Annotated in this window: 17 protein-coding genes and 1 pseudogene; 10 read left to right on the top strand and 8 right to left on the bottom strand. The window is 72.7% G+C overall.

Annotation, left to right across the window (positions count from 1 at the left end):
* The first annotated feature begins 89 nt into the window (after positions 1-89).
* Entirely contained in the window at positions 90-1,373 is a 1,284-nt protein-coding gene (locus tag ACSURM_RS17105; protein ID WP_189755710.1) for an adenylosuccinate synthase, read from the top strand.
* 99 nt (positions 1,374-1,472) lie between these two features.
* Here the strand turns inward: ACSURM_RS17105 and ACSURM_RS17100 are convergent, their stop codons facing one another.
* The 3 genes from ACSURM_RS17100 to ACSURM_RS17090 all read right to left on the bottom strand — a co-directional run bounded on the left by ACSURM_RS17100 (position 1,473) and on the right by ACSURM_RS17090 (position 4,407).
* Positions 1,473-2,123: a hypothetical protein gene (locus tag ACSURM_RS17100; RefSeq protein WP_289966208.1), complete on the bottom strand. Its 651-nt coding sequence runs from the start codon at positions 2,121-2,123 to the stop codon at positions 1,473-1,475.
* Between the two features lie 110 nt (positions 2,124-2,233).
* Complete coding sequence (locus tag ACSURM_RS17095; protein WP_436956028.1) at positions 2,234-2,929, bottom strand: GntR family transcriptional regulator; 696 nt, start codon at positions 2,927-2,929, stop codon at positions 2,234-2,236.
* Positions 2,930-3,051: 122 nt separating this feature from the next.
* Complete coding sequence (locus tag ACSURM_RS17090; protein ID WP_436956027.1) at positions 3,052-4,407, bottom strand: aspartate aminotransferase family protein; 1,356 nt, start codon at positions 4,405-4,407, stop codon at positions 3,052-3,054.
* Between the two features lie 252 nt (positions 4,408-4,659).
* Between ACSURM_RS17090 and ACSURM_RS17085 the strand changes: the two genes are divergently transcribed.
* Positions 4,660-6,780 (top strand): protein kinase domain-containing protein, encoded by a 2,121-nt coding sequence (locus tag ACSURM_RS17085; protein WP_436956026.1) that lies wholly within the window; start codon positions 4,660-4,662, stop codon positions 6,778-6,780.
* 39 nt (positions 6,781-6,819) lie between these two features.
* On the opposite strand, the gene ACSURM_RS17080 is transcribed toward ACSURM_RS17085, so the two are convergent.
* Positions 6,820-7,572: an SLATT domain-containing protein gene (locus ACSURM_RS17080; RefSeq protein ID WP_436956025.1), complete on the bottom strand. Its 753-nt coding sequence runs from the start codon at positions 7,570-7,572 to the stop codon at positions 6,820-6,822.
* Between the two features lie 280 nt (positions 7,573-7,852).
* On the opposite strand from ACSURM_RS17080, the gene ACSURM_RS17075 reads away from it, so the two are divergent.
* From ACSURM_RS17075 to ACSURM_RS17045, 7 genes are all read left to right on the top strand, one after another.
* Positions 7,853-8,194 carry a YbaB/EbfC family nucleoid-associated protein gene (locus ACSURM_RS17075; RefSeq protein ID WP_436961121.1) on the top strand — a complete coding sequence of 114 codons (342 nt, stop codon included), beginning with the start codon at positions 7,853-7,855 and terminating at the stop codon, positions 8,192-8,194.
* Between the two features lie 82 nt (positions 8,195-8,276).
* Complete coding sequence (gene recR / locus ACSURM_RS17070) at positions 8,277-8,876, top strand: recombination mediator RecR (RefSeq protein ID WP_030619515.1); 600 nt, start codon at positions 8,277-8,279, stop codon at positions 8,874-8,876.
* A complete protein-coding gene (locus tag ACSURM_RS17065) occupies positions 8,869-9,531 on the top strand; it encodes a DUF5063 domain-containing protein (RefSeq protein WP_436956024.1) in 663 nt (220 codons plus the stop codon). The genes recR and ACSURM_RS17065 overlap by 8 nt, the downstream gene beginning before the upstream one ends.
* A gap of 165 nt (positions 9,532-9,696) precedes the next feature.
* Positions 9,697-10,968 carry an aspartate kinase gene (locus tag ACSURM_RS17060; RefSeq protein WP_181794916.1) on the top strand — a complete coding sequence of 424 codons (1,272 nt, stop codon included), beginning with the start codon at positions 9,697-9,699 and terminating at the stop codon, positions 10,966-10,968.
* Between the two features lie 16 nt (positions 10,969-10,984).
* Entirely contained in the window at positions 10,985-12,070 is a 1,086-nt protein-coding gene (locus ACSURM_RS17055; RefSeq protein WP_436956021.1) for an aspartate-semialdehyde dehydrogenase, read from the top strand.
* Positions 12,071-12,393: 323 nt separating this feature from the next.
* On the top strand, positions 12,394-13,074 hold the full coding sequence (locus ACSURM_RS17050; protein WP_436956019.1) for a SigE family RNA polymerase sigma factor: 681 nt from the start codon (positions 12,394-12,396) through the stop codon (positions 13,072-13,074).
* A 113-nt stretch (positions 13,075-13,187) separates the two neighbouring features.
* Positions 13,188-14,288 carry a hypothetical protein gene (locus ACSURM_RS17045; RefSeq protein WP_436956017.1) on the top strand — a complete coding sequence of 367 codons (1,101 nt, stop codon included), beginning with the start codon at positions 13,188-13,190 and terminating at the stop codon, positions 14,286-14,288.
* A 53-nt stretch (positions 14,289-14,341) separates the two neighbouring features.
* Here the strand turns inward: ACSURM_RS17045 and ACSURM_RS17040 are convergent, their stop codons facing one another.
* On the bottom strand, positions 14,342-15,133 hold the full coding sequence (locus tag ACSURM_RS17040) for an SURF1 family protein (RefSeq protein WP_436956015.1): 792 nt from the start codon (positions 15,131-15,133) through the stop codon (positions 14,342-14,344).
* A gap of 43 nt (positions 15,134-15,176) precedes the next feature.
* Positions 15,177-15,955, bottom strand: a pseudogene (locus ACSURM_RS17035) (class I SAM-dependent methyltransferase).
* A 286-nt stretch (positions 15,956-16,241) separates the two neighbouring features.
* On the opposite strand from ACSURM_RS17035, the gene ACSURM_RS17030 reads away from it, so the two are divergent.
* A complete protein-coding gene (locus ACSURM_RS17030) occupies positions 16,242-18,047 on the top strand; it encodes a prolyl oligopeptidase family serine peptidase (RefSeq protein ID WP_436956014.1) in 1,806 nt (601 codons plus the stop codon).
* Between the two features lie 71 nt (positions 18,048-18,118).
* Here the strand turns inward: ACSURM_RS17030 and ACSURM_RS17025 are convergent, their stop codons facing one another.
* Positions 18,119-18,685, bottom strand: coding sequence for a dihydrofolate reductase family protein (locus ACSURM_RS17025; protein ID WP_436956012.1), 567 nt, complete (start codon positions 18,683-18,685; stop codon positions 18,119-18,121).
* A gap of 239 nt (positions 18,686-18,924) precedes the next feature.
* Positions 18,925-19,410, bottom strand: a complete 486-nt coding sequence (locus ACSURM_RS17020; protein WP_436956011.1) for an ATP-binding protein — start codon at positions 19,408-19,410, stop codon at positions 18,925-18,927.
* Positions 19,411-19,420: the final 10 nt, after the last annotated feature.

The following is a 19,420-nucleotide window of genomic DNA, read 5'->3' as shown; positions in this document are numbered from 1 at the left end:
CCGACGACGGTCGCGGTGGTACGCGGCGGTGAACGTTACGCCCATGCCCCCGACCTTGGACATGCCCCGCCCGGAAGGGGTGTACGCGCGTGCCCGCACTTGTGCTGCTCGGTGCTCAGTGGGGTGACGAAGGCAAGGGAAAGGCGACGGATCTCCTCGGTGGTTCCGTCGATTACGTGGTGCGTTACCAGGGTGGCAACAACGCCGGCCACACGGTCGTCGTGGGCGACCAGAAGTACGCACTGCACCTCCTCCCTTCCGGAATCCTGTCGCCCGGCTGTACGCCGGTCATCGGCAACGGTGTCGTCGTCGACCCGTCGGTCCTGCTCTCCGAGCTGAGCGGTCTGAACGAGCGTGGCGTCGACACGTCCAAGCTCCTGATCAGCGGTAACGCGCACATCATCACGCCGTACAACGTGACCGTCGACAAGGTGACGGAACGCTTCCTCGGCAAGCGCAAGATCGGTACGACCGGCCGCGGCATCGGCCCGACCTACGCCGACAAGATCAACCGCGTGGGCATCCGGGTCCAGGACCTGTACGACGAGTCGATCCTCCAGCAGAAGGTGGAGGCGGCCCTCGACGTCAAGAACCAGATCCTGACGAAGCTGTACAACCGGCGCGCGATCGCCGCCGACCAGGTGGTCGAGGAGCTGCTGGGCTACGCCGAGCAGATCCGGCCGTACGTCGCCGACACGGTGCTGATCCTGAACCAGGCCCTGGAGGACGACAAGGTCGTGCTCTTCGAGGGCGGCCAGGGCACGCTGCTGGACATCGACCACGGCACGTACCCCTTCGTCACCTCCTCGAACCCGACCGCGGGCGGCGCCTGCACGGGCGCGGGCGTGGGCCCGACGAAGATCAGCCGGGTGATCGGCATCCTGAAGGCCTACACGACCCGCGTCGGCGCGGGCCCGTTCCCGACGGAGCTGTTCGACGAGGACGGCGAGGCGCTGCGCCGCATCGGCGGCGAGCGGGGCGTCACCACCGGCCGGGACCGCCGCTGCGGCTGGTTCGACGCGGTCATCGCCCGGTACGCCACCCGCGTCAACGGCCTGACCGACTTCTTCCTCACCAAGCTGGACGTCCTCACCGGCTGGGAGCAGATCCCGGTCTGCGTCGCCTACGAGATCGACGGCAAGCGGGTCGAGGAGCTGCCCTACTCGCAGACCGACTTCCACCACGCGAAGCCCGTCTACGAGATGCTGCCGGGCTGGTCCGAGGACATCAGCAAGGCGAAGTCCTTCTCCGACCTGCCGAAGAACGCCCAGGCGTACGTCAAGGCACTGGAGGAGATGTCCGGCGCCCCGATCTCCGCGATCGGCGTGGGCCCGGGCCGCGACGAGACGATCGAGATCAACTCGTTCCTGTAGGACGAGCACCCTCATGGGACGCCCTGCCGGTCCGGCCGGCAGGGCGTCTTCCTTTTTCCGCGCTTTTTCCCGCGCTTCGACCGCGCTTTTCCGTGTGGCTCAGCTGAACACGATCATCGAGCCCTGCGCCAGGGATCGGGTGGCCGCCGCGTGGAGGCCCAGCCAGACGTGGCGTTCGCGGGCGAAGGGGCTGGGGTCGTAGGGGGCCGGGACCGCCGGTTCCTCCAGCTCCGTGGGGGCCGGGGGCGGGGCGGGCGCGGCCGGGGGGTTGGCCGGGTCGATGCCGATCACGGGGGCCACGTACTGGAGTTCCCGCAGCAGGGTCTGGGAAGAGCCCAATGGGCCGCCGCCCGCGAGGAGTTCGTCGTTGGACAGCGGGTGCGGGAAGTCCACGGGGACGTAGGCGCCCGCGTGGTCGTAGTGCCAGACCAGATGTGACCGCTGGGCCGTCGGCTCGAACATCTCCAGCAACTGCTCGTAGTCGCCGCCCAGTTCGTCCACCGGCGTCACCGGCAGGCCGCAGACCTGGAGCAGGTAGGCGCGGCGCAGGAAGTGCAGGGCGTCGTAGTCGAAGCCGGCGACCGGGGCGACGTCGCCGGACAGGCCGGGCATGTACTGGTACACCGGCACCGGCGGCAGGCCGGCCTCGGCCAGTGCCTTGTCGTACTGCGCGAGTTCCTCGGCGAAGGGGTTGTCCGGGGTGTGGCACAACACGTCCACGAGCGGTACCAGCCACAGGTCACAGGCCAAAGAGGGCTCCTCGCATCGGCGGGCGCGCCGTCACGCGCGGCGGCGGGTGGTCAGGGAAGGGTAGTCGCTGTGGCCCGGGGGCGCTTCCCCGCGGGGCCGCTATCGGTCGTCTACCCGCCCGCCAGGTGTTCCAGCAGCGTCAGCGAGTGCGCGCTCGCGTCGGCGACGATCGCGCGGGCCGTCTCCGCCTCGCGCCGGGCCAGCGCGTCGACCAGTTCGGTGTGCCGGTCCCAGAGCCGGCCGCGCAGCTCCGGCAGGCGCAGCAGGTACTGCACCGCGCACACCCAGGACTGCACGCGCAGCCGGTGCAGGAAGTCGCCGAGGTAGGGGTTGCCGAACAGGGCGCTCAACTCGCGCCAGAAGCGCAGGTCGTAGCCGATGAGGACGGTCAGGTCGCCCGCCGCCGCCGCCCGCTGGGCCTCCTCGCCGCGGCGCCGCACGGTGCTCAGCGCCGCGCCCGTGCGGGGGTCCTCCGGCGGGGTGCGGAAGGCGGGGTGGTCGGCGGTGAGGGCCCGGAACATGCCGTCGGTGACCAGGCCGCGGGCCTCGATCATGTGCCGGTAGTCGCCGACCGAGTACTCCGGCACCCGGAAGCCGCGGTGCTGGTCGGCCTCCAGGATGCCCTGCGCGGACAGGTCGACCAGCGCCTCGCGGACCGGTGTGGCGGAGACGCCGTACTGGTCGGCTATCTCCTTGACGGTGAACGCCCGGCCCGGGCGCAGCCGTCCCCCCAGCACCTCGTCACGGAGCGCGTCCGCGATCTGCTGGCGCAGGGTGCTGCGCGTCACGGGGCCGTTGCCGGGCATGTTCCGTGCCTCTCCTCACACGTCCGGATGCGGTGCTCGCGGGGACCCGCGACAGTCGCGGGTCCCTCTTCCTTACGAGCACGTCACCTTACGCGTTCGAACAGGTGTCGCGGCAGCTACGGTCACACCGTGTGTTCGTCGGCGGCGGTCAGCGCGGCGTCGAGCGCGGCCAGCCCCTCCTTCAGCTCGGCCTCGGTCGCGGTGCACGGCGGGGCGACGTGGGTGCGGTTCATGTTCACGAACGGCCACAGGCCGTGCCGCTTGGCGGCGGCGGTGAAGGCGGCCATGGGGGCGTTCGCCTCGCCGGTCGCGTTGTACGGCACCAGCGGCTCGCGGGTCTCCTGGCTGCGCACCAGCTCCAGCGCCCAGAACATGCCGACGCCGCGCACCTCGCCGACGCTCGGGTGGCGGGCGGCCAGCTCGGCGAGCCCGGGGCCGACGACGCTCTCGCCGAGTCGCCTGGCGTTGTCCACGATGCCCTCCTCCGCCATCACGTTGATCGTGGCGACGGCGGCGGCGCAGGCCAGCGGGTGGCCGGAGTAGGTGAGGCCGCCGGGGTAGGGGCGCTTGCCGAAGGTCTCGGCGATCTCCTGTGAAATGGCGACACCGCCGAGGGGCACGTAACCCGAGTTCACACCCTTGGCGAAGGTCATCAGGTCGGGGACGACACCGAACAGGTCGGCCGCGAACCACTCGCCGGTCCGGCCGAAGCCGGCCATGACCTCGTCCAGGATGAAGACGATGCCGTACTTGTCGCACAGCTCGCGCACGCCGGCCAGATAGCCGGGCGGCGGCACCATGATCCCGGCGGTGCCCGGGATGGTCTCCAGGATGATCGCGGCGATGGTCCCCGGGCCCTCGAAGGCGATCGTCGTCTCCAGGTGCTCCAGCGCCCGGGCGCACTCCTGCTCCTCGGTCTCGGAGTAGAAGCGGGAGCGGTACAGGAACGGCGCCCAGAACCGGGCGACCCCGTTCGAGCCGCTGTCGTTCGCCCAGCGGCGCGGGTCACCGGTGATGTTCACCGCCTGCTGGGTGCCGCCGTGGTACGAGCGGTAGGCCGAGAGCACCTTGGGGCGGCCGGTGTGCAGCCGGGCCATGCGCACCGCGTGCTCCACGGCGTCCGCGCCGCCGTTGGTGAAGAAGATCTTGTCCAGGTCGCCGGGGGTCCGCTCGGCGATCAGCCGGGCCGCCTCCGAGCGGGCCTCGACGGCGAACGCGGGCGCGAAGGTGGTCAGCTTCGCGGCCTGCTCCTGGATCGCCGCGACGACCTTGGGGTGCTGGTAGCCGATGTTGGTGAAGACGAGCCCGCTGGTGAAGTCCAGGTAGCGGGTGCCGTCGTAGTCCCAGAAGTACGACCCCTCGGCGCCGGCGACGGCGAGCGGGTCGATGAGGTCCTGCGCGGACCAGGAGTGGAAGACGTGCGCGCGGTCGGCGGCCTTCACTGCGGCGCCGGCTTCGGGGCTGGGCTGAGGGGTCATGCCGGTGAGGGTAAATGTCCGCGATGCGGAAGGCATATCGGCGTCTTGTTCCGTGGACGGGGGGAATCCGCGACAGGTTGTCGACGGGCGGGGCCCCGGGAGCGCGTGGCGCGTTTCCGGCGGTGCCCGGGGTGGCCGGTTTCCGGTGCCGTCGGCCGCTGTCACGGAACCGTGGAATCCGTACCGGACCCGGTGCCGTACCGGCGCACTATTGTCGGGCGGTGCAGACCTATGGGGGGAGGCGGCGCGGGGATGGAGAAGCTGGGGCCGGGGGATCCGCCGGCGATCGGGGCCTACCGGTTGCTGGCACGGCTCGGCGCGGGCGGCATGGGGCAGGTGTACCTGGCCCGGTCGGACCGGGGCCGGACCGTCGCCGTGAAGCTGGTCCGCGCGGAACTGGCCGAGCGGGAGGAGTTCCGGGCGCGGTTCCGGCAGGAGGTGCACGCCGCGCGCCGGGTCGGCGGGTACTGGACCGCGCCGGTGCTGGACGCGGACACCGAGGCGGACGTGCCGTGGGTGGCGACCGGGTACGTGGCCGGGCCGAGCCTGCAACAGGTCGTCGGGCACGACCACGGGGCGCTGCCCGAGCGGTCGGTACGGATCCTGGCGGCGGGGCTCGCGCAGGCGCTGGCGGACATCCACGCGGCCGGGCTCGTGCACCGGGACCTCAAGCCGTCGAACGTGCTGGTCACCATCGACGGGCCGCGCGTGATCGACTTCGGGATCGCGCGGGCGCTGGAGACGGCGGCGCCGGGCGAGGAGGGGCTCACCCGCACCGGGGCGCTGGTCGGGTCGCCCGGGTTCATGGCGCCCGAGCAGGTGCGCGGGGACCGGGTCACGCCCGCGTCCGACGTGTTCTGCCTCGGCTCGGTGCTCGCCTACGCGGCCACCGGGTCGCTGCCCTTCGGGACCGCCGACAGCGGGGTCCACGCGCTGATGTTCCGCATCGCCCAGGAGGAGCCGGACCTGACCGGGGTCCCGGAGGGGATCGCCGACCTCGTCCGGGACTGCCTGCGCAAGGACCCGGCGAGCCGCCCCTCGCCGGCGGAGATCCTGGAGCGCACCGGGATGGAGGACACGGTGACCGGGGGCCGCTCCCGCGATCCCTGGCTGCCCAGCGCCCTGGTGGCCCAGCTCGGCCGGCACGCCGTGCGGCTGCTGGAGGCGGAGCACCCGGAGGGCGCCGGGGGAGCGCCGGCGCCGGGGCCGGCCGCGCACGGCAACGGAGCCCCGGCACCGGCCGGCGCCGACGCGCCCGGGGGCCCCGGTGTCACCCACGGGTCCCACGGGTCCCACGGGTCCCGTGGTCTCCAGGGGACCGGTGGGCCACAGGAGCCCGGGCTGCGTGGATCCGGTGCGTCCCACCAGCCCGCGACATCGCAGTCGCAGGAGTCCTGGGTGCACGGGTCCGGAGCCCCGCACGGGTCCGGTGTGCCCCACGGGGCCGGGGTGTCCTTCATGGCGGCCAACGGGTCCCCCGAGCACGCCCCCGTCTCCGACGGCGGAGCCCCCGAGCCCGTCGACCACCAGCCCGCCGCCCTCGCCCCCCGGATTCCGCCGCCGCCCACCGCACCCCCGGCGCCGCACGGCTTCGGCCCGGCGTACGGCGCCCCGCCACCGCGGTCGTACCCGCGGCCGCAGCCGCACCCGACCGGCTACGGCTCTCCGCAGCAAGCCGGTACCGGTGCCGGTGCCGGTGCCGACGTCTGGGGCTACGGCCCGTACACCGGCGGACCCGGCGCCACACCGCCGTACGGTGGCCCGGATTCCGGCGTGCCGGAGGAGCCGGAGCGGCGCAGCGGCCGGTCCACCGCGCTGCTCGTCGTCATCGCGCTGGTCGTGGCGGTGGGCGCGGGCGGCTCGGTGTACGCGCTGATGAACAGCGACGGCACCGACGAGAGGGCCGGCGGCACGGCCGGCACGGCCCCCGCCCACCGCTCCGCGCCCCCGGACGGCCCGACGGCGCCCCCCACCTCCGCCGCGCCCACCCCGACCGGCTCCAGGACGTCGACCGCCGGGGCGATACCCGATGCCTACCTGGGCACCTGGCGTGCCGCCATCAGCGGCGAGAGCGGCACGGGCACCCGCGAACTGACCCTCCGGCAGGGCGAGGTGGGGGACACCGTGCTGACCCTGGTCGCGGACGGATCGAGCGAGGGCGGCGGGTCGTACCACTGCGTCTTCGAGGCCGAGCTGACCGGAGCACCCGGCACGGACGGGCCCCTGGAGATCGGGCCGTCCACCGTCACCACCGGGGAACCGGCCTCCTCCTGCACCCCGGGCGAGGCCACCGAGGTCACCCTGCTGCCGGACGGCAGGCTGGAGCGGGCCAAGGCGAGCGGCGGGGAGAGCCTGACGTACCGCAAGGAGTGACGGTCCGCACGGCGGGGAGCGACGGCCCCGGGCGAGCCGTCAGCGGGGTTCCGGGGGGCGCTGTCTCGGCATGTTCGGGCGGCTTCCGTTCCCCGGGGGCAGCGGGAAACGCGCCCCGCCCGCGGCGCCCGCGTCCTGCCGGGGCACCGTGGCCGGCGCCGTCTGGACGACCAGCGGGGCCGGGCCCGTGCGGAAGTGCACCATCCAGTCGGTGGTCTCCGTGCGCACCAGCTCCGCGATGTCCTCGCAGAAGCGCCGCAGCACCGTCAGGCACCGCTCGGCCGCCTCGCTCGCCGTGCCCTCCGCCGGGCCCAGCACCTCCCGCACGCTCTCCGACGCCCAGTCGAACTGCAGGGCCTGGAGCCGCCGCTGCACCGCCTGGGCCGTGGCCACGTCCCGCATCCAGCCGGACGTGCACCCGAAGAACCGGTCGACGCCGACGCCGGCGCCCGCGACCAGCAGCGCCAGACAGCCCCACGGCGCCACCCCGGCGGCCACCCCGGTGAGGTCCAGCAGCGGCAGCGCCGCCCCGGCGACCGCCCCGGCCGCCGCCGTGATCCGCAGCGCGCGCGCCCCGCGCCGCTTCCAGAGCCGGTCCCGCAGGTACCAGTCGGCGGTCTCCATCCCCCGGCGCTCCACCCACCGGTACAGCTCGTCCAGCCGCTCGGCGGGTTCGCCCCAGTCCCCGAGCGGGAACGTCCGCCCGGTCAGATCGCCCGGCCGCGGCCCGGCCGCACCCTCGCCCCGCCCGTCCTGAGTCGGACCCTCGGGCTGCATCTCCGGCTGACCCACCCGGCACTCCCTACTGATCACGACCGGTCGCGTTGCGTGACATTCCATGCCGACGCGCGGCCACCTTCCTACCGCCCAACGGATGACGGAGAGGGAGGTTTCCCCGTTTTTCCGCCCGGAAGGGGGCCTTGATCAGGTATAGGACAGCCGCCTTTCTCACCCGAAAGAGTGGCAGGGCAGTGACCGCGTGGACCACGTAGGCTCATTGACGACTGAGAAAAACGTCGGAGACGACAACGCCGACAACGACGACAACACGGAAGACGGCGAGGAGCTGATCGTGATCCCCGGTGGCCAGCCCAACATGCAGCAGTTGCTCCAGCAGGCCCAGAAGATGCAGCAGGACCTGGCGCGCGCGCAGGAGGAACTGGCGAACACCGAGGTCGACGGGCAGGCGGGCGGCGGCCTGGTGACGGCCACCGTCACCGGCTCCGGCGAGCTGCGCGCGCTGAAGATCGACCCGAAGGCGGTGGACCCGGAGGACACCGAGACCCTCGCCGACCTGATCGTGGCGGCCGTCCAGGCGGCCAACCAGAACGCGCAGACGCTCCAGCAGCAGAAGCTCGGCCCGCTGGCCCAGGGGCTGGGCGGCGGCAGCGGCATCCCGGGCCTGCCGTTCTGACCCGCTTCCAGCCACCGCCTTCCGGGCGGAGGCGGAAGCCAACTACCGTACGTACCGAAAGGTCTCCAGGAAGGGCAGTCCGTTGTACGAAGGCGTGGTCCAGGACCTCATCGACGAACTGGGGCGGCTGCCCGGCGTCGGTCCCAAGAGCGCGCAGCGGATCGCCTTCCACATCCTCCAGGCGGAGCCGGCCGACGTGAAGCGGCTCGCGCACGCCCTGCTGGAGGTCAAGGCGAAGGTCCGCTTCTGCGCGACCTGCGGCAACGTGGCGCAGGAGGAGCTGTGCGGCATCTGCCGCGACCCGCGCCGCGACCCCGCCGTCATCTGTGTGGTGGAGGAGCCCAAGGACGTCGTCGCGATCGAGCGCACCCGCGAGTTCCGGGGCCGCTACCACGTGCTCGGCGGCGCGATCAGCCCCATCGAGGGTGTCGGACCCGACGACCTGCGTATACGGGAACTTCTCGCGCGGTTGGCCGACGGGACGGTCACGGAGCTGATCCTGGCCACGGACCCGAACCTGGAAGGCGAGGCGACGGCCACGTACCTCGCCCGCATGATCAAGCCCATGGGCCTGAAGGTCACCCGCCTGGCCAGCGGCCTCCCGGTGGGTGGCGACCTGGAGTACGCGGACGAGGTGACCCTCGGCCGCGCCTTCGAGGGGAGACGATTGCTGGATGTCTGACGCCACGCTGCATGCCACGACGCAGAACCCGGACGACTTCGCGGTGCAGATCGCGGACCAGGTGGAGAGCTTCCTGGTGGCCGTCACGGAGGTGGCCAGGGGCGACGAGCCGGGCTCGGCGGTCCCCTTCCTCCTCCTGGAGGTCTCCCAGCTGCTGCTCGCCGGCGGCCGGCTGGGCGCCCACGAGGACTTCGTCCCCGACGAGCGCTACGAGCCCGACCCGGGCCCCGAGCCGGACGTGGACGGGCTGCGCGAGAACTTCGCCCGGCTGCTGGACCCGGTCGACGTCTACTCCGAGGTCTTCGACCCGTACGAGCCCCGCAAGGCGCCCGTGCCGGCCCGGATCTCCGACGACCTCGCCGACATCATCACCGACCTCAGGCACGGCATGGCCCACTACCGCGCGGGCCGCGCCACCGAGGCGCTGTGGTGGTGGCAGTTCTCGTACTTCTCCAACTGGGGGGCGACGGCCTCGGCGGTGCTGCGCGCCCTGCAGTCCGTCCTCATCCACGTCCGGCTGAACCAGCCGCTGGAGGAGCTGGACGGCCTGGACACCGACCAGGCCGACATCGGCGACGAGACGCTGGAGTTCGAGGCCGGCCGGGTCATGGCCGAGGAGATCGGCGCGCCGCTGGGCATCCGGCCGGTGAAGTAGCGGCCGGGCGGCCGTTTGTGAGCCGGGGCACTTTCGGAGTGGTGCGCGGCCCGCTGGGCAGGGTCGGACCTGGGCGGACGATGTCTCACCATGCGGGAGCAGGTGGGTGGAATTCGGACGCTCGATAGACTGAGCCGACACAAACGAACCGAGCGAGGAGCGCACGTGGGCCTTGTCGTGCAGAAGTACGGAGGCTCCTCCGTAGCCGATGCCGAGGGCATCAAGCGCGTCGCCAAGCGGATCGTGGAAGCGAAGAAGAACGGCAACCAGGTTGTCGTCGTCGTTTCCGCGATGGGCGACACGACGGACGAGCTGATCGATCTCGCCGAGCAGGTGTCTCCGATGCCTGCCGGCCGGGAGTTCGACATGCTGCTGACCGCCGGAGAGCGGATCTCCATGGCCCTGCTGGCGATGGCGATCAAAAACCTGGGCCACGAGGCGCAGTCGTTCACCGGCAGCCAGGCGGGTGTGATCACCGACTCGGTCCACAACAAGGCCCGGATCATCGACGTCACGCCGGGCCGGATCCGTACCGCGCTGGACGAGGGCAACATCGCGATCGTCGCGGGGTTCCAGGGCGTCAGCCAGGACAAGAAGGACATCACCACGCTGGGGCGCGGTGGGTCCGACACGACGGCCGTGGCGCTGGCCGCCGCGCTGGACGCCGAGGTCTGCGAGATCTACACCGACGTCGACGGCGTGTTCACCGCCGATCCTCGGGTGGTGAAGAAGGCCCGGAAGATCGACTGGATCTCCTTCGAGGACATGCTGGAGCTGGCCTCGTCCGGGTCCAAGGTGCTGCTCCACCGCTGTGTGGAGTACGCCCGCCGTTACAACATCCCGATCCATGTCCGGTCCTCGTTCAGTGGACTGCAGGGCACGTGGGTCAGCAGTGAGCCGATTGGGGACAAGAAGGTGGAGCAGGCCATCATCTCCGGTGTCGCGCACGACACCTCCGAGGCCAAGATCACGGTCGTCGGTGTGCCGGACAAGCCGGGTGAGGCCGCCGCGATCTTCCGGACCATCGCCGATGCCGAGGTCAACATCGACATGGTCGTGCAGAACGTGTCCGCCGCCTCCACCGGGCTGACGGACATCTCCTTCACCCTGCCGAAGACCGAGGGCCGCAAGGCCATCGACGCGCTGGAGAAGAACCGCCCCGGCATCGGCTTCGACTCGCTGCGCTACGACGACCAGATCGGCAAGATCTCCCTGGTCGGCGCCGGCATGAAGACCAACCCGGGCGTCACCGCCGCGTTCTTCGAGGCGCTGAGCAACGCGGGCGTGAACATCGAGCTGATCTCCACCTCCGAGATCCGCATCTCGGTCGTCACGCGCGCCGACGACGTGCCCGAGGCCGTCCGCGCCGTGCACACCGCCTTCGGGCTCGACTCCGACTCCGACGAGGCCGTCGTCTACGGAGGCACCGGCCGATGAGCCGGGGTACGGCCCGATGACCGGTGGGCCGACGCTCGCGGTCGTGGGAGCGACCGGGGCCGTCGGCACGGTCATGCTCCGGATCCTGTCCGAGCGCGCGGACATCTGGGGCGAGATCCGGCTGATCGCCTCCGCGCGCTCGGCCGGCCGCAAGCTGACCGTGCGCGGGGCCGAGGTCGAGGTGACGGCCCTGTCGGAGGACGCCTTCGACGGGGTCGACATCGCGCTGTTCGACGTGCCCGAGGAGGTCGCCGCCGCCTGGGCGCCGGTCGCCGCCGCGCGCGGTGCGGTCGTCGTCGACCGCTCCGGTGCCTTCCGGGCCGACGCGGACGTGCCGCTCGTGGTGCCCGAGGTCAACCCGCACGCGCTGCGCTCCCGCCCGCGCGGCATCGTCGCGAGCCCCGGCAGCGCCACCCTGACGATGATCGTCGCCCTGGGCGCGCTGCACGCCGAGTACGGCCTGCGCGAGCTGGTGGTGTCGTCGTACGAGGCGGCGAGCGGGGCCGGGCGGGCCGGGGTGGACACCCTGCGGGCCCAGCTGGCCCTGGTGGCCGGGACCGAGCTGGGCACGCAGCCGGGGGACCTCAGGCGGGCCGTCGGGGACGCCACCGGGCCGTTCCCGGAGCCGGTCGCGCTGAACGCCGTGCCGTGGGCCGGGCCGCCGCGGGCGGACGGCTGGTCGGCGCGGGAGCTGGCGGTGCGCGAGGAGTCCCGCAAGGTCCTCGGGCTGGCCGCGCTGCCGGTCGCGGTGACCTGTGTGCAGGTGCCGGTGGTCACCACGCACTCGATGACCGTGCACGCCCGCTTCCAGCGCGAGGTCGCGGTCGACGGCGCCCGGGAGATCCTCGCGACCGCGCCGGGCGTGGTGCTGTGCGACGACCCGGCCGCCGGCGAGTTCCCCACCCCGGCCGACGTGGTGGGCACCGATCCGACCTGGGTCGGGCGGCTGCGCCGGTCCCTGGACGATCCGGCCGCGCTGGAGTTCTTCGTGTGCGGCGACAACCTGCGCAAGGGCGCCGCCCTGAACTGTGTGCAGATCGCGGAGCTGCTCGCCGGGCCGGCCGACGGGGAAGCGGCCGGGCGGCCGGCCGGCCGGGTGTGACGGCTTTGTAGGCTCCGCGTAAGAAGTGTGGCCGGGAGCATGGTCCAATTCCCTTGAACCGTCCCTCTTGGCAGCAGAGGATTTCACTCCCCGTCTTCCGCAACCGTACGGAGGGCGGGGAGCGTCTTTGCGGTCACCCTTGCGGGGCCTGGGGGCGTGATGATCCTGGCGTGGGGACGCCGTGATCGGGGCGTGGGGACGCCCGTTCAAATGGGACATAAGGGAAGAGCGGGACGCATGACGGCACTTGAGGCACGGCCGGTTGTCGCACATGTGACGCCCGGCACGTACAACCCCCGAGGGGGGAGACGTGTCCAACTGGCGTGGCAGAGGTACTCGAACTCAGTGTGGCCCCCGGCGGCGCGGCCCTGCGGCCGCGTCCGGCGCTCCGGCCCCGCACGTCCGGCGGCATGCCGGTGATCGCGCCCATGCCCGCAGCGCGGCCCGCCCGCATACCCAGTCAGCGTGACGGCGCCGAGGAGACTCCGGGTGCCGTGACGGCCGAGGCCGCCGGTACCACCGTCGACCACCTCACCGAGACCTACCGGGCGCACTACCGCTCGCTGCTGGGTCTCGCCGCGCTCCTCCTCGACGACACCGCCTCCTGCGAGGACGTCGTCCAGGAGGCGTTCATCCGCGTCCACTCGGCCCGCCGGCGCGTCCGCGACCCCGAGAAGACCCTCGCCTATCTGCGGCAGACGGTCGTCAACCTCTCCCGGTCCACGCTGCGCCGCCGCATCCTCGGCCTGAAGCTGCTCTCCAAGCCGATGCCCGACATGGCGAGCGCGGAGGAGGGCGCCTACGACCAGCTGGAGCGCCGGGAGCTCATCAAGGCGATGAAGGGCCTCCAGCGCCGCCAGCGCGAGGTGCTCGTGCTGCGGTACTTCGCGGACATGACCGAGGCCCAGGTCGCCGAGACGCTCGGCATATCCCTCGGCTCGGTGAAGGCGTACGGCTCGCGGGGCATCGCCGCGCTGCGGGTGGCCATGAGGACACCGGCATGAGCGACCACGCCGAAGGGGGCGACCCCCATGAACGTCACGAGCCCCGCGCCTGGCACGAGCCGACACGCCGCGACGGGCAACCGCACACGCCAACGCACACTGGGAACGGAACTGTGAACCACGGCCCCGACGGCACGGGCCCCGCAAGGCCCGGCCCGGTCACCGACTCACCGGACGGCCTCTTCGGACCCGACTCGGACGAGCCGGACCTGCGCCGCCTGCTGCACTCGGCGGTGGAGGACATCGAGCCGCGCGGGGACACCCTGGAGCACCTGCGCCGGGCGGTCCCCGCCCGCCGCGCCCGCAAGCGCCAGGCGGCGGTCGGCATGGCGGCGGCGGCCCTGTTCCTCGGCACCGCGGTCCCCGCGCTCGTGCACGTCTCGAACTCCGGCGGCTCCGGCCCCAACACCGCCATGGCCGGCCAGACCTCGCAGGCCCAGGGCGGCACCGGCCAGGGCAAGGACAAGGGCCCCGTCGGCAAGGACGGCGAGAAGGACACCGGGAGTACGAAGACCGAGCCCGGCAAGAAGCCGGACAAGGACGGCGGGAAGGACCGGAAGGACGGCCACCGCGCCGGCTCCCCCGGCGGCGCCGGCCCCTCGGCCAGCGCGGCCACCGGCATCCCGGCGTGCTCGCCGAACCGGCTGGGCTCCGCGAGCGGCACCGTGAACGCCCCCGACTCCGCGGGCGTGGTCTCCGGCGCCTTCCGCGTCGTCAACGTCTCCGGCACGGCCTGTACGGTGTCCGGCCCGGGCAGCGTCGCCGTCGCGGCCCAGGGCGCGGCGGACCCGGCCAAGGTCGGCGCCGTACGGCACACCTCGGGGGACCAGGCGGCCACGGCCCTGCCCGACCCCTCCCTGGAGGTCGCCTCGCTGGTCCTCGAGCCCGGAGCGGCCTACGAGGAGAGGTTCGCCTTCGTCCCCTCCGAGACCTGCCCCGTCACCGGCGGCGAGGGCACGGACGGCGGCTCCGGCACGGGCGGCCCGTCACCGGACCCGTCGCCGTCCCAGGAGGCGGGCGCCACCGGCGGCCCGACCGACACCGGCACCAGCACGCCGGGCGTCACCACGCAGCTGGTCACCGAGGGCGGCACGGCCGACGGCAGCGTCGCGGTCACCCATACGGCGCAGGACGGCGCACCGTCGGCGACCGCGGTGGTACCGGGGGCGTGCGCCGGGACGGTGTACTACACGGGGCTGCTGGCGGGCGGGTAGGCCGTGCGGCCGGTTCCGGCCGGTTCCGGCCGAGGCGCGCGCGCCCTGCCGGGTCAGCCGCTGGGGACCGGCGTCCGCTCGGCGTCCTCCGGCACCAGGCCCAGCGCCGCGTCCCGCTGGAACTCCAGCTCCCGCCGCAGCAGCCGGAACCACATGAACACCACGAACCCCGCGAACACGAACCACTCGCCGGTGTAACCGAGGTTCTGGAACGCCTTCAGGTCCAGCCCCGTGCCGCTCGGCGCGCTCGCGGGCACGGCCTTCATCCCGGCGTCGCCCTTGTCCAGCGTCACCCACGCGTCGTACAGCCGGTCCGGCACCAGGTTGACCAGCGACGCCGAGCTGATCGCCGCGGTCTGCCCGGCCGGCAGCCCGCCCTGCGCGGCGACCCCGTTGTCCCCCGGGGTCTCGGACGCCTGGAGCGCGCCGGTGACGGTGACCTCGCCGGCGGGCGGGGCGGGGGCCTTCGCGGGGTCCGCCGCGCCCGGCAGCCAGCCCCGGACCACGGGCAGCGCCTTGCCGGAGTCGGTGCGCAGCAGGGTGAGGACGTAGAAGCCGCGCTTGCCGTCCAGCTCCCGGCCGGGCACCAGCAGCTGCTTGCCGTAGTGCCCCTCGGCCGTGACCCGCCGGCCGGAGGTGCTCTTGTCGACGGGCAGCATGGCGGCCAGCGGGCGCGCGGCCTCGGTCCGGCCGGACGTGGCCTGCTCGGTCGCGGCGCGGTGGTCCTGCACCCGCCCCTCGAACCGGCTCAGCTGCCACGACCCCATGAAGACGCAGAACGGGATGGCGAGCAGCACGAAGACGTTGATGCCCCACCAGCGGGGTGTCAGCAGAAACCGGTACACGCCCTCCACGGTACGGCGCCCGCCCCGGAGCCCCGGCCTCGGGTCAGCTCTTGCTCGCCTTCAGGGAGTAGATCAGCGGGATGCGCGGATGGCCCGCGGGGAAGCGGTGGTAGCCGTCGCGGACCTCGAAGTTCGAGAAGCGCGGGAAGAGCGACACGTCGTGCTCGTGCAGGAACTCCACGCGCAGCCCGGCGGCGGCGAGCGCGGAGACGACGTCCCCGAGGGTGTGCTGCCACTCCACGCTGCGGTTGTGGACGGTCGCCGCGCCCCGGTCGGCGTAGGTGCCCGGTTCGTCCCACACCTGCGCGTCCCGGGTGAAGTAGTCCCGCACGATCCGGGTGCCGGTCTCGTCGTCCAGGGACTCGGTGATCGGGTGGAACTCGGCGAGGTACAGGAAGCCGCCCGGTGCGACGAGGGAGGCCGCCGTCCTCGCCCAGCGCCGGATGTCCGGCAGCCAGCACAGGGCGCCGAGCCCGGTGTAGACGATGTCGTACGACGGCTCGGGCACGGCCTCGGCCGCGCGGACACGTCGCTGGTGACGAAGGCCGCCCGCTCGGGGCCGTAGCCGAGGTCGGCCGCGAGGGCGCTGGCCGCCGCCACGGCGGGGGCGGAGAAGTCCAGGCCGACGACGCGGGCGGCGCCCCGGTGGGCCCAGGAGAGGGTGTCGGTGCCGATGTGGCACTGGAGGTGCAGGAGCGTCTTGCCGGTGACGTCGCCGACCTCCGCCGTCTCGAAGTCGCGCAGGCCGTCCCGGCGGGCGCGGAAGCCGGCGAGGTCGTAGAAGGGACTGGCGACGTGGAGGGGCACGCGCTCGTCCCACATGGCCCGGTTGTCCTCACGCCAGCCGTCGGGAACGCGGCCGTCGGCAGTGTGGCCGTCGGCAGTGCGGCCGCCGGGAACGCGGCCGTCGGCAATGTGGCTGTCGGGAACGCGGCCGTCAGGAATGCGGCCTTCGAGGCCGGACGGAGAGGACCCTTCGGCGCCGGACCCGTCGGATATGGGCGAGGAGGCGGCGGAAACGCTCATGCCCGGAAGTTATCCACAGGCTGCGCACACCCGCCACCCAATTGTCGGCGCGGCCAGGCAGTATGGGCGCATGACTGGGGCCATGAGTGAGAACAGGACGCCGGACACACCGGACATGCCGGACTGGGAGCGGCGTTTCAGGGCGCCGCGGGTCTCGCTGCCCGACTGGGCGGAGGACGCGCCGGACCGCGCCCTGTTCGTGTCGAACGCGACGGGGACGTACGAGCTGTACGCGTGGGACCGCGCGACGGGCGAGCGGCGGCAGGTGACGGACCGGCCGAACGGCACGACGGACGGCGTGCTCTCCCCGGACGGCGCGTGGATCTGGTGGTTCGACGACAAGGACGGCGACGAGTTCGGCATCTGGCGCCGCCAGCCCTTCACGGGTGGCCCGGACGAGCCGGCCGTGCCCGGCCTGGCCCCGTCCTACCCGGCCGGCCTGGCCCTGTCCCGCGACGGCCGCACGGCGGTCGTGGGCCGCTCCACGGACGACGACGGCACGACGGTCCACCTGGCGCGCGAGGGCGCGGAAACGGTGGAGATCTACCGGCACCGCGAATCGGCGGGCGTCGGCGACCTCTCGCACGACGGCTCGCTGATCGCGATCGAGCACACCGAGCACGGCGACGCCATGCACGCCGCCCTGCGGGTGCTGCGCCCGGACGGCACGACGGTCGCCGAGCTGGACGACACCAAGGGCGGTGTCGAGGAACTGGGCCTGGAGGTGCTGGGCTTCGCCCCGGTCGACGGCGACACCCGGCTGCTCGTCGGCCATCAGCGCCGGGGCCGCTGGGAGCCGATGGTGTGGGACGTGGTGACGGGCGAGGAGACGGACCTGGCGCTGGACCTGCCGGGCGACCTCGGCGCCGAGTGGTACCCGGACGGCTCGGCGCTGCTCGTCGTGCACGGCTTCGAGGCCCGCAGCGAGCTGTTCCGCTACGACCTGGCGGCCCGCGAGCTGACCCGTATCCCGACCCCGCCCGGCACGGTGTCCGGTGCGACGGCCCGCCCCGACGGCAGCGTGGAGTACCTGTGGTCGTCGGCCGAGGAGCCGCCGGCGGTGCGGTCCACGGCGGGCGGTGTGGTGCTGGACTCCCCGGGCATGGCGTGTCCGCCGTCGGTGCCGGTGGAGGACGTGTGGGTGGAGGGCCCCGGCGGCCGCATCCACGCCCTCGTCCAGAAGCCGGCGGGCGCCACGGGCCCCCTCCCCACCGTCTTCGACCTGCATGGCGGCCCGACCTGGCACGACAGCGACTCCTTCGCGGCGGGCCCGGCGGCCTGGGTCGACCACGGCTACGCGGTGGTCCGCGTCAACTACCGCGGCTCGACCGGCTACGGCCGCGCCTGGACCGACGCCCTCAAGCACCGGGTGGGCCTGATCGAGCTGGAGGACGTGGCCGCGGTGCGCGACTGGGCGGTCTCCTCGGGTCTCGCCGACCCCGCGCGCCTGATCCTCACGGGCGCGTCCTGGGGCGGCTACCTCACCCTGCTCGGCGTCGGCACCCAGCCAGACGCCTGGGCGCTGGGCATCGCGGTGGTGCCGGTCGCGGACTACGTCACGGCGTACCACGACGAGATGGAGTCCCTGAAGGCCATGGACCGCACCCTGCTCGGCGGCACCCCCGAGGAGGTCCCGGACCGCTTCGCCGCGTCCTCCCCGCTCACCTACGTCGACCGGGTCAAGGCCCCGGTCTACATCTCGGCGGGCGTCAACGACCCCCGCTGCCCGATCCGCCAGATCGACAACTACGTCAAGAGACTCGAGGCCCGGGGCGCGGTCCACGAGGTCTACCGCTACGACGCGGGCCACGGCTCCCTGGTCGTGGACGAACGCATCAAGCAGGTGAGTCTGGAACTGGACTTCGCGTCCCGGCACTTGCCGTCCTGACCTGTGCCCACCTCGCCGGCTTCCCGGCACGGGCGTCGGGGAACGTCACGTCGACGCCCGCCGGATGTCACTCACGTCCGGCGGGAAGCCGCTGGGTGCTTCCGTACGCGGAAGCGGAGCATCGTGACGGCGCCCGACCGGGTGGTGCTGAAAGGCTCCAGGTCGATCCTGCCGAGGGTCGGGGGCGAGAAGCGGACGCCGTCGCCCAGCAGCACCGGTAGGACATACACCAGGATCTCGTCGACGAGCCCGCGTCGCAGGCACTGGGCGGCCACGTCGGCACCGAGGATCTCCAGGTTCTTGCCGCACGCGGCGCCGCGTGCCGTGGCAACGGCTTCCTCGATGCCACAGGTGAGGAACGTGACGGCGGGGTCCGGCTCGTCGGGAGGCGCATGGGTGAGGACGAACTGTGCTCCCCCGTCGTAGACGGTGTCCTGGTCGGCCATACGCTTGGCGACCTCGTACGTACCCCGGCCGACGAGCATGGCGCCCGTGGCCGCCATGACCTCCGGGAACGCGTCCGCGGTCAGGTACTCGAAGATCCAGTCCATCGCGTGGCCAGGACCGGCGATGAACCCGTCCAGCGACATCGCCCTGTTCACGACCACTTTGCCGGTGCCGCTGCTCACATCACTCATGCGCCTTGTCCAAGAGTCCTGGAGGCCGGGGGCCGAATCATAGTTCGCCCGACGGGAAGGCGACGGCAGATCCCGGAACTGGACACGGTATGCGGCCCTCAGTTGGGGGCGGCGGTCGACACCGACCGCAGCGGAGAGCAGTACGTGCTGTTTGACCGCGACCGCGCCTTGACCGGGGCCCTCGACGGGTCGAGCACCGAGGGTCCCGTGCGGAAGCACCTTCCCCGTGGCACGCACGGCTACGGAAGGTCCGCCCGCCGTATGGCGCCAGCGCCTCGCGTCTCGGCAGTTTTATGAAGCTCGAACCAGACGGCTTTCGACCGTGGGGAAAAGCCGCCGAAGAACGTGATCCCCCGGCGAGCGGCATGCGCCTCGACCAGGACGAGGCCGCGTCCGTGCTCGAACTCCTCGTGCGGGGGTTGCTTGGGCGCGGGCAAAGGGCACGGTCTGTTGTCGTGCACCCGGACGAGCACTCTCTCGTCGCCGATCGAGACCTCGATGACGATACGCGGCGACCGAGTGTGCCGGATGGCGTTGGTGACCACCTCGGACATACAGAGGGTTCCCGGCTCGATCAGTGCGGGGTGCTGCACGCCGATGAGGGTCACGAGGAAGTCGCGCGCGATCTTCGGTGCGCGCGGGGTGTGGGGCGTACTGAGGCGGTAGCGCTCGGCGTGACGGCCGAAGAACGGTGCGGACGGGGTTAACGCGGAGGCATGGGGCATGTCTCGTCTC

Origin of the sequence: Streptomyces sp. SudanB182_2057 (assembly GCF_964272715.1) — a bacterium.
GTDB classification, from domain to species: Bacteria; Actinomycetota; Actinomycetes; order Streptomycetales; family Streptomycetaceae; genus Streptomyces; species Streptomyces rubradiris.
Note: the sequence above shows the minus strand (reverse complement) of the source record. Positions and strands in the feature narration are given on the sequence as shown.